This window comes from Micromonospora yasonensis (assembly GCF_026013475.1).
Classification (GTDB): Bacteria; Actinomycetota; Actinomycetes; order Mycobacteriales; family Micromonosporaceae; genus Micromonospora; species Micromonospora yasonensis.
In genome coordinates this window covers 24,109-31,768 of record NZ_JAPDPH010000071.1, presented here as the reverse complement: position 1 = coordinate 31,768, position 7,660 = coordinate 24,109, and the positions used below count along the sequence as shown (strand labels likewise).

General features: G+C 72.5%; 9 protein-coding genes. 1 reads left to right on the top strand and 8 read right to left on the bottom strand.

What is annotated here, in order from left to right; translation table 11 throughout:
- Positions 1–378 (top strand): 6-phosphogluconolactonase (locus ONA70_RS16780; RefSeq protein WP_265007372.1); only part of this gene is annotated, 378 nt, incomplete at its 5' end.
- 182 nt (positions 379–560) lie between these two features.
- On the opposite strand, the gene ONA70_RS16775 is transcribed toward ONA70_RS16780, so the two are convergent.
- The 8 genes from ONA70_RS16775 to rapZ form a co-directional block, all read right to left on the bottom strand.
- The gene (locus tag ONA70_RS16775; RefSeq protein ID WP_265007371.1) at positions 561–905 is read right to left on the bottom strand and encodes an RNA polymerase-binding protein RbpA; all 345 of its coding nucleotides are present in this window, start codon (positions 903–905) and stop codon (positions 561–563) included.
- A gap of 134 nt (positions 906–1,039) precedes the next feature.
- Positions 1,040–1,294: a preprotein translocase subunit SecG gene (secG, locus tag ONA70_RS16770; RefSeq protein ID WP_123241446.1), complete on the bottom strand. Its 255-nt coding sequence runs from the start codon at positions 1,292–1,294 to the stop codon at positions 1,040–1,042.
- Between the two features lie 96 nt (positions 1,295–1,390).
- Entirely contained in the window at positions 1,391–2,182 is a 792-nt protein-coding gene (gene tpiA / locus ONA70_RS16765) for a triose-phosphate isomerase (protein WP_265007370.1), read from the bottom strand.
- Positions 2,183–3,382 (bottom strand): phosphoglycerate kinase, encoded by a 1,200-nt coding sequence (locus tag ONA70_RS16760; RefSeq protein ID WP_265007369.1) that lies wholly within the window; start codon positions 3,380–3,382, stop codon positions 2,183–2,185.
- The gene (gene gap / locus ONA70_RS16755) at positions 3,379–4,383 is read right to left on the bottom strand and encodes a type I glyceraldehyde-3-phosphate dehydrogenase (RefSeq protein ID WP_265007368.1); all 1,005 of its coding nucleotides are present in this window, start codon (positions 4,381–4,383) and stop codon (positions 3,379–3,381) included. Before gap ends, ONA70_RS16760 begins: the two co-directional genes overlap by 4 nt.
- Positions 4,384–4,649: 266 nt before the next feature.
- A complete protein-coding gene (whiA, locus tag ONA70_RS16750; protein WP_167185892.1) occupies positions 4,650–5,630 on the bottom strand; it encodes a DNA-binding protein WhiA in 981 nt (326 codons plus the stop codon).
- 54 nt (positions 5,631–5,684) lie between these two features.
- Entirely contained in the window at positions 5,685–6,668 is a 984-nt protein-coding gene (locus ONA70_RS16745; protein WP_265007367.1) for a gluconeogenesis factor YvcK family protein, read from the bottom strand.
- Entirely contained in the window at positions 6,665–7,594 is a 930-nt protein-coding gene (rapZ, locus tag ONA70_RS16740; RefSeq protein ID WP_406601200.1) for an RNase adapter RapZ, read from the bottom strand. The genes ONA70_RS16745 and rapZ overlap by 4 nt, the downstream gene beginning before the upstream one ends.
- Positions 7,595–7,660: the final 66 nt, after the last annotated feature.

The following is a 7,660-nucleotide window of genomic DNA, read 5'->3' as shown; positions in this document are numbered from 1 at the left end:
CGGGCCGCCCGGCCCGGGCACGCCGCGCTCCCCCACTTCGACGTGCTGCTGCTCGGCGTCGGCGAGGACGGGCACGTGGCCTCGGTCTTTCCCGAGCACCCGGTGCACCACGACAACCGGCCGGTCAGCGCGGTCCGCGGCAGCCCGAAGCCGCCGCCGGTGCGCACCACGCTGACCCTGCCGGCGATCAACACCGCCGAGGAGGTCTGGCTGGTGGCCGCCGGCGCGGACAAGGCCCGGGCGGTGGGCATGGCCCTGGCCGGAGCCGGTCCCGTGCAGCTGCCGGCGGCCGGGGTGCACGGGGTGGCCCGTACCCTCTGGCTGCTGGACCGGGCCGCGGCGGCCGACGTGCCCCCCCGCCTGCGCAGCCTGCGCTGAGCGGTAAGGAAGGGCCCCTTTTTAACGCCTGGCGTAGAGCAGGGGCCCCCTCTTAACCACCGTCAGGCGCCGCTGCGGCGTCGGCGGAGCGCTCAGCCACCACGGCGACGCGCCAGCGGGGGTCAGGTGCCGCTGCGGCGTCGGCGGAGCGCTCAGCCACCACGGCGACGCGCCAGCGGGGGTCAGGTGCCGCTGCGGCGTCGGCGGAGCGCGTCGAGGGCCTCGGCGAGGAGCGCCTCCCCCTCCTCCGGGGTGCGCCGTTCCTGGACGTACGCCAGGTGGGTCTTGTAGGGCTCGGTGCGCTGCCGGCCGGGCGGGTTGCCGGGGTCGGGGCCGGCCGGCTCGCCGCAGCGCGGGCAGTCCCAGGTGGCGGGCGTCTCCGCCTCGGCGGCGATCAGGAACTGGACCCGGTGGTGGTTGCGGCACCAGTAGACGACCGGGCGGCGCGGCGCCGGCTCGGTGCGCTGGTCGAAGCGTTCGGGGGCGGACCCGATGCGGGTGCCGCGGATGAGGTTGCCACTCGGCACGGCTGCTCGCTCCTGTCGTCGGAGGGGGTCGCCGCTCGTGCGACGGGCGGCGGGCGACGCGGTGCAACGCAAAAATAAAACTGCGCGCGGTCCGTGACGGACCGCGCGCAGATTGTACGACTCGACGCGCTGATTCAGGAGCTGAGCTGGAGCCGGAGCCAGAGCCCGATCCCGACGATGCACGCGAACCAGACGATCCCGACCAGAACCGTGTACCGGTCGAGGTTCTTCTCGGCCACCGATGAGCCGGCCAGGCTGGAGCTGACGCCGCCACCGAACATGCTCGACAACCCGCCACCCTTACCTCGGTGCAGCAGGATCAGCAGGGTGAGCAGGATGCTCGTGATGATCAACAACACGATCAACGTGTACGCGAACGCGATCGGCATGGCGGGGGTCAGTCCTCTCGTAGCGATCAGCTGCCCGGGCTGGTCGGGCATGGCAGCACCGGCCGGCGGACGGGCAGCGTCAAGGATAGCGAGCGATCAGCGGGCGGTGTGTTCCGGGAACCGGCAGATCTGCGCGAATTCCTCGGCGTCCAGGCTGGCGCCCCCGATGAGGGCCCCGTCCACGTCCGGCTGGGCCATGATCGCGGCGATGTTCGACGCCTTGACCGACCCGCCGTAGAGGATCCGGACCTGCTGGGCGGTGTTCTCGTCGAAGGTCTCACCGAGGCGCTTGCGCACCTCGCCGCAGACCTCCTGGGCGTCGTCCGGGGTGGCCGTCTTGCCGGTGCCGATCGCCCAGACCGGCTCGTACGCGACGACGACCTTGGTGACCTGCTCCGCGGTGAGCCCCCGGAGCGCGCCGTCGAGCTGGTCGCAGCAGTGCGGCACGTGCCGCAGCTGCTCGCGGACCTCGAGCCCCTCGCCGATGCAGAGGATCGGGGTGAGCCCGTTGGACAGCGCGGCGTTCACCTTGTCGTTGACCAGCGCGTCGTCCTCGTGGTGGTACTGCCGCCGCTCGGAGTGGCCGACCACCACATAGGTGCAGCCCAGCTTGGCGAGCATCGGCCCGGAGATGTCCCCGGTGTACGCGCCCGACTGGTACGGCGACAGGTCCTGCGCGCCGTAGCCGATCAGCAGCTTGTCGCCGTCCACCGCGGTCTGCACGGTCCGCAGGTCGGTGAAGGGCGGCAGGACCACCGTCTCGACGTCGGTGAGCTGCTTCTCGGTGAGGCTCGCGGCCAGCTTCTGCACCAGCAGGTTGGCCTCGAGGTGGTTCAGGTTCATCTTCCAGTTGCCGGCCATCAGTGGCCGGCGGGTGGTGCTCGCCATTCAGTTCTCCAGGGCCGCGATGCCGGGGAGGGTCTTGCCCTCCAGGTACTCCAGGGAGGCGCCACCGCCGGTGGAGATGTGATCGAAAGCGGACTCGTCCAGGCCCAACGTGCGCACCGCCGCTGCCGAGTCACCGCCGCCGACGACGCTGAACGCGCCGGACTTCGCGATCGCCTCGGCGACCCCGCGGGTCCCGTTGGCGAACGCCGGCATCTCGAACACGCCCATCGGGCCGTTCCAGAAGACCGTCCGCGCCTGCTTGAGGGCGGCGGCGAACCCGGCCACCGTCTCCGGGCCGATGTCCAGCCCGACCCGCTTGTTCGGAATGCCGTCCGCCCGGACCGTGTCGTGCTCGGCGTCCGGGGCGAAGGCGACCGCGGCCACCACGTCGACCGGGAGCATGATCTTGCCCGGCTCGCGCTCCATCAGGTTCCGGCAGGTCTCGACCATCTCCTCCTCGAGCAGCGAGCTGCCCACCTCCAGGCCCTGGGCCTTGAGGAAGGTGAAGCACATGCCGCCGCCGATGAGCAGCCGGTCGACCTTGGGCAGCAGCGCCTCGATCACCGCCAGCTTGTCGGAGACCTTCGAGCCGCCCAGCACCACCACGTACGGCCGCTCCGGCTCGCCGGTCAGCTGGCTGAGCACCTCGACCTCGCGCAGCACCAGCCGGCCGGCGAAGTGCGGCAGCCGGGCCGGCACATCGTAGACGCTGGCGTGCTTGCGGTGCACCGCGCCGAACGCGTCGTCGACGTACGCCTCGCCGAAGGCGGCGAGCTGGTCGGCGAAGGCCGCCCGCTCCGCCCCGTCCTTGCTGGTCTCGCCCTTGTTGAAACGCAGGTTCTCCAGCAGGGCGACCTGACCGTCGACCAGACCCGCCACGCACGCGCGGGCGGAGTCACCGACGGTGTCCTCGGCGAAGTGGACCGGCGTGCCCAGCAGCTCACCCAGCCGCGCGGCGACCGGGCGGAGGCTGAACTGCGGGTCCGGCGCGCCCTTCGGGCGGCCCAGGTGCGAGCAGACGACCACCTTGGCGCCGGCCTGCACCAGCGCGCCGAGGGTGGGCAGGACGGCCCGGATCCGGCCGTCGTCGGTGATCTCACCGCTCTGCTTGTCGAGCGGGACGTTCAGGTCGGCGCGCACCAGCACGCGCCGACCCGACACCCCCTCGCCGAGCAGGTCGTCGAGGTTCCGGATGCTCACAGCGACGAACCCACCAGCTTGGCCAGGTCGACCAGGCGGTTCGAGTAGCCCCACTCGTTGTCGTACCAGCCGACGACCTTGACCTGGTTGCCGATCACCTTGGTCAGCGGCGCGTCGAAGATGCAGGACGCCGGGTCGGTGACGATGTCCGAGGAGACGATCGGGTCCTCGTTGTAGACCAGGATGCCCTTGAGCGGGCCGTCCGCGGCGGCCTTCAGCGCGGCGTTGACCTCGTCCACGCTGGTCTCCCGGCCGACCGTGACGGTCAGGTCGGTGGTGGAGCCGGTCGGGATCGGCACCCGCAGCGCGTAGCCGTCCAGCTTGCCCTTGAGGTCGGGCAGGACCAGGCCGATCGCCTTCGCGGCCCCGGTCGAGGTCGGCACGATGTTCAGCGCGGCGGCCCGGGCCCGGCGCAGGTCCTTGTGCGGGGCGTCCTGCAGGTTCTGGTCCTGGGTGTACGCGTGGATGGTGGTCATCAGACCCTGCTGGATGCCGAACGTGTCGTGCAGCACCTTCGCCATCGGGGCGAGGCAGTTGGTGGTGCAGGAGGCGTTCGAGATGATGTTGTGCTTGGCCGGGTCGTACTGGTCGTGGTTGACGCCCATGACCACGGTGACGTCCTCGTTCTTCGCCGGCGCGGAGATGATGACCTTCTTGGCCCCGCCGTCGAGGTGCGCCTTCGCCTTGGTGGCGTCGGTGAAGAAACCGGTGGACTCGATGACCACGTCGGCGCCGGCCTCGCCCCACGGCAGCTTGGCCGGGTCCTTCTCGGCGTACGCCTTGATGGTGTGCCCGCCCACGCTGATCTCGTCGTCGGTGGCCTTGACCTCCTGCGGGAGGCGACCCAGGATGCTGTCGTACTTGACAAGGTGGGCGAGCGTGGCGTTGTCGGTCAGGTCGTTGACCGCCACGACCTCGATGTCAGCGCCGGACGCCAGCACTGCCCGGAAGAAGTTGCGGCCGATCCGGCCGAAGCCGTTGATGCCAACCCGGATGGTCACAGGTCCCATCTCCTCGCGTTCTGGTCCGCCGGCGTGAGACCCCGGCCGGCGGAGATGTGTTCGCCGACCGTTGGAGCCGGCCGTTGACGGTTCATCTCGGCCACCCCGCCGCGCGGTCCGTGGGGACCTGACCGCCCGAGGCGGTGAGCACGGCGAGGAGTGCCTGTGCCGGCCCCCTTGCCGTACGCAGCGACCATATCCGAGCGCGCGGCACCGCGCTGCGGCGGGTGGAGATCACTCCCGCAGCACCACGCCTCACCGTCCTATCAGACCACGAGCATGTCGGGCGTGACGGCCGCTTCCGTATCCGGGATGCCCAGGTCGCGGGCCCGCTTGTCGGCGAGCGCGAGCAGCCGGCGGATCCGGCCGGCGATGGCGTCCTTGGTCAACGGCGGGTCGGCCAGGGCGCCCAACTCCTCCAGCGAGGCCTGCCGGTGCTCCAGCCGCAGCCGGCCGGCCGAGGTGAGGTGGTGGGGGGCGTCGTCGGCGAGGATCTCCAGGGCCCGGGTGACCCGGGCGGCGGCGGCCACCGCGGCGCGGGCCGAGCGGCGCAGGTTGGCGTCGTCGAAGTTGGCCAGCCGGTTGGCCGTCGCCCGGACCTCCCGGCGCACCCGCCGCTCCTCCCAGGCCAGCACGCTGGCGTGCGCGCCGATCCGGGTGAGCAGGGCGGCGATCGCGTCGCCGTCCTTGACCACCACCCGGTCCACCCCGCGCACCTCGCGGTTCTTGGCGGTGATGCCGATCCGGCGGGCCGCGCCGACCAGCGCGAGGGCCGACTCCGGGCCGGGGCAGGTGATCTCCAGGGCGCTGGAGCGGCCCGGCTCGGTGAGCGAGCCGTGCGCCATGAACGCGCCCCGCCAGGCGGAGACCGCGCAGCAGACGTTGGCGGCCACCACGTGCGGCGGCAGGCCGCGCACCGGGCGGCCCCGGACGTCCAGCAGGCCGGTCTGCCGGGCCAGCGCCTCGCCGTCCTTCACCACCCGGACAATGAAGTGGCTGCCCTTGCGCAGCCCGCCCGAGGCGAGCACGTGGATCTCGCTCGGGTAGCCGTAGACCTCGGCGATCTCCCGGCGGAGCCGCCGGGCCACCGCGCCGGTGTCCAGCTCCGCCTCGACCACCACGCGGCCCGACACGATGTGCAGGCCGCCGGCGAAGCGCAGCAGGGCGGCCATCTCCGCCCGCCGGCAGCAGGGCTTGGGCACGTCTACCCGGCTCAGCTCGTCCTTGACCGCAGCCGTCATCGCCATAGTGCGCCCCCTCACGGACCGGTTCCGGCGTGTCGCCGGTGATTACGTACGTGTTTAACGATCGGCGCCCAGGACAGGCACCAGGGCGGCGCCCAAGGCGGCTGGATCATGACGGGGCGTGCCGTCCGGGACGGCGATGGGGGCGAGGACCAGCCGGGCACCCAGCGATTCTGCCGCACGTCCGACCGCCTCGGGGTCCCCCACGGCCATGGAATCGGCCAGCACCATGTCCACCTTCAGCTCGGGCAGATAGCGACCGAGGGTGTCCAGATGGTCGGCCAGGGAGAGCCCCAGGGTCTCCTTCTCCGCCACCAGGTTGAGGGTCACCAGCCGCCGCGCCGAACTGGACACGACCGCGTCGGCCAGCCCCGGCACCAGCAGGTGGGGCAGCACGCTGGTGTACCAGCTCCCCGGGCCGAAGATCAGCCAGTCGGCGTCGCGTACCGCGGTCAGCGCCTCCGCGCAGGCGGCCGGCGCGGCCGGGGTGAGCCGCAGCGACTCGACTCGCCCAGAGGTGACCGCCACCTGGTGCTGGCCGCGCAGCGTGCGTACCTCGTCGGGGTGGGCCGGGTCGGCGCCGCGCACCCGGGCCTCGATGCCGACCGGCTGGCGCGACATCGGCAGCACCCGGCCGACCGCGCCGAGCATCGCGCCGGCGTGGTCGAGCGCGGCCACCGGGTCGCCGAGCAGCTCCATCAGCCCGCAGATCAGCAGGTTGCCGACCGCGTGCCCGGCGAGCGAGTCGGCCGTGCCGTCGGCCACGTGGGCGAGGCCCGCCTCGAAGCGGTGCTGGAACAGCGCGGCGCTGCGCCGGGTGGCCGGGTGGTCGCCGGCGAGGGCGACCAGAGCCTGCCGCAGGTCGCCCGGGGGCAGGCCGCCGCGCTCGGCGCGCAGCCGGCCGCTGGAGCCGCCGTCGTCGCCGACGGTGACCACCGCGGTGATGTCCAGGTCGAGTTCGGGTACGCAGCGCCGCAGCGCCCGCAGCGACGCCGAGAGCCCGTGCCCCCCGCCGAAGGCGACCACCCTGATCGGGATCATTCCCGCCCCAGGTCCCGGTGCTGGGCGTTGGCGGCGATGCCGGACTGGCGCAGCCGGGTGGCCAACTCCTCGGCGATCGCCACGCTGCGGTGCTTGCCGCCGGTGCAGCCGACGGCGACGGTCAGGTAACGCTTCCCCTCGCGCTCGAAACCGGCGGTGGTCGCGTTGACCAGGTCCGCGTACCCGGCCACGAAGGCGTCCGCGCCCTCCTGACCCAGCACGTACGCGCTGACCGCCTCCTCGCGCCCGGTGTGCTCGCGCAGCTCCGGCACCCAGTACGGGTTCGGCAGGAACCGGGCGTCCATCACGAAGTCGGCGTCCGGCGGGAGTCCGTACTTGAAGCCGAAGGAGAGCACGGTGATCCGCAGCCGGCGGGCGTCCTCCCCACCGAACAGCTCCTCCACCCGGCGGCGGAGCTGGTTGACGTTGAGGTGGCTGGTGTCGATGATCACGTCGGCCTGGTCCCGGGCCTCCTCCAGCAGGGCGCGCTCGACGGCGATGCCGTCGGCCAGCCGGCCGTCGCCCTGCAACGGGTGGGACCGGCGGACGCTCTCGAACCGGCGGATCAGCACGTCGTCGTCGGCGTCGACGAAGACCACCCGGGGCTGGAAGCCCCGCTCCCGCAGCTCCCGGATCGCCCCGGCCAGGTCCGTGGAGAAGGCGCGGGAGCGCACGTCCAGCACCATGGCGGTACGCCGGGCCGCGCCGCCGGCCTTGAAGGCCAGCTCGGCCATGTCGAGCATGAGCGCCTGGGGCAGGTTGTCCACCACGTAGTAGCCGACGTTCTCCAACGCCCGGGCCACCGTGCTGCGGCCGCCGCCGGAGAGGCCGGTGACCACCACCAGAGTGGTCTCCGCCTCGGCCGGCGCCGGTTGTCCGAGCGCTGTCTCCGTACCGGCCGGGTCTCCCGTCCGCGCCTCGCTCACCGTTACCCCCAAGCCGTGGCGCCGCGGCCGCTCGGCCGCGCATGGTCAGTCAGCGACTCTAACGGC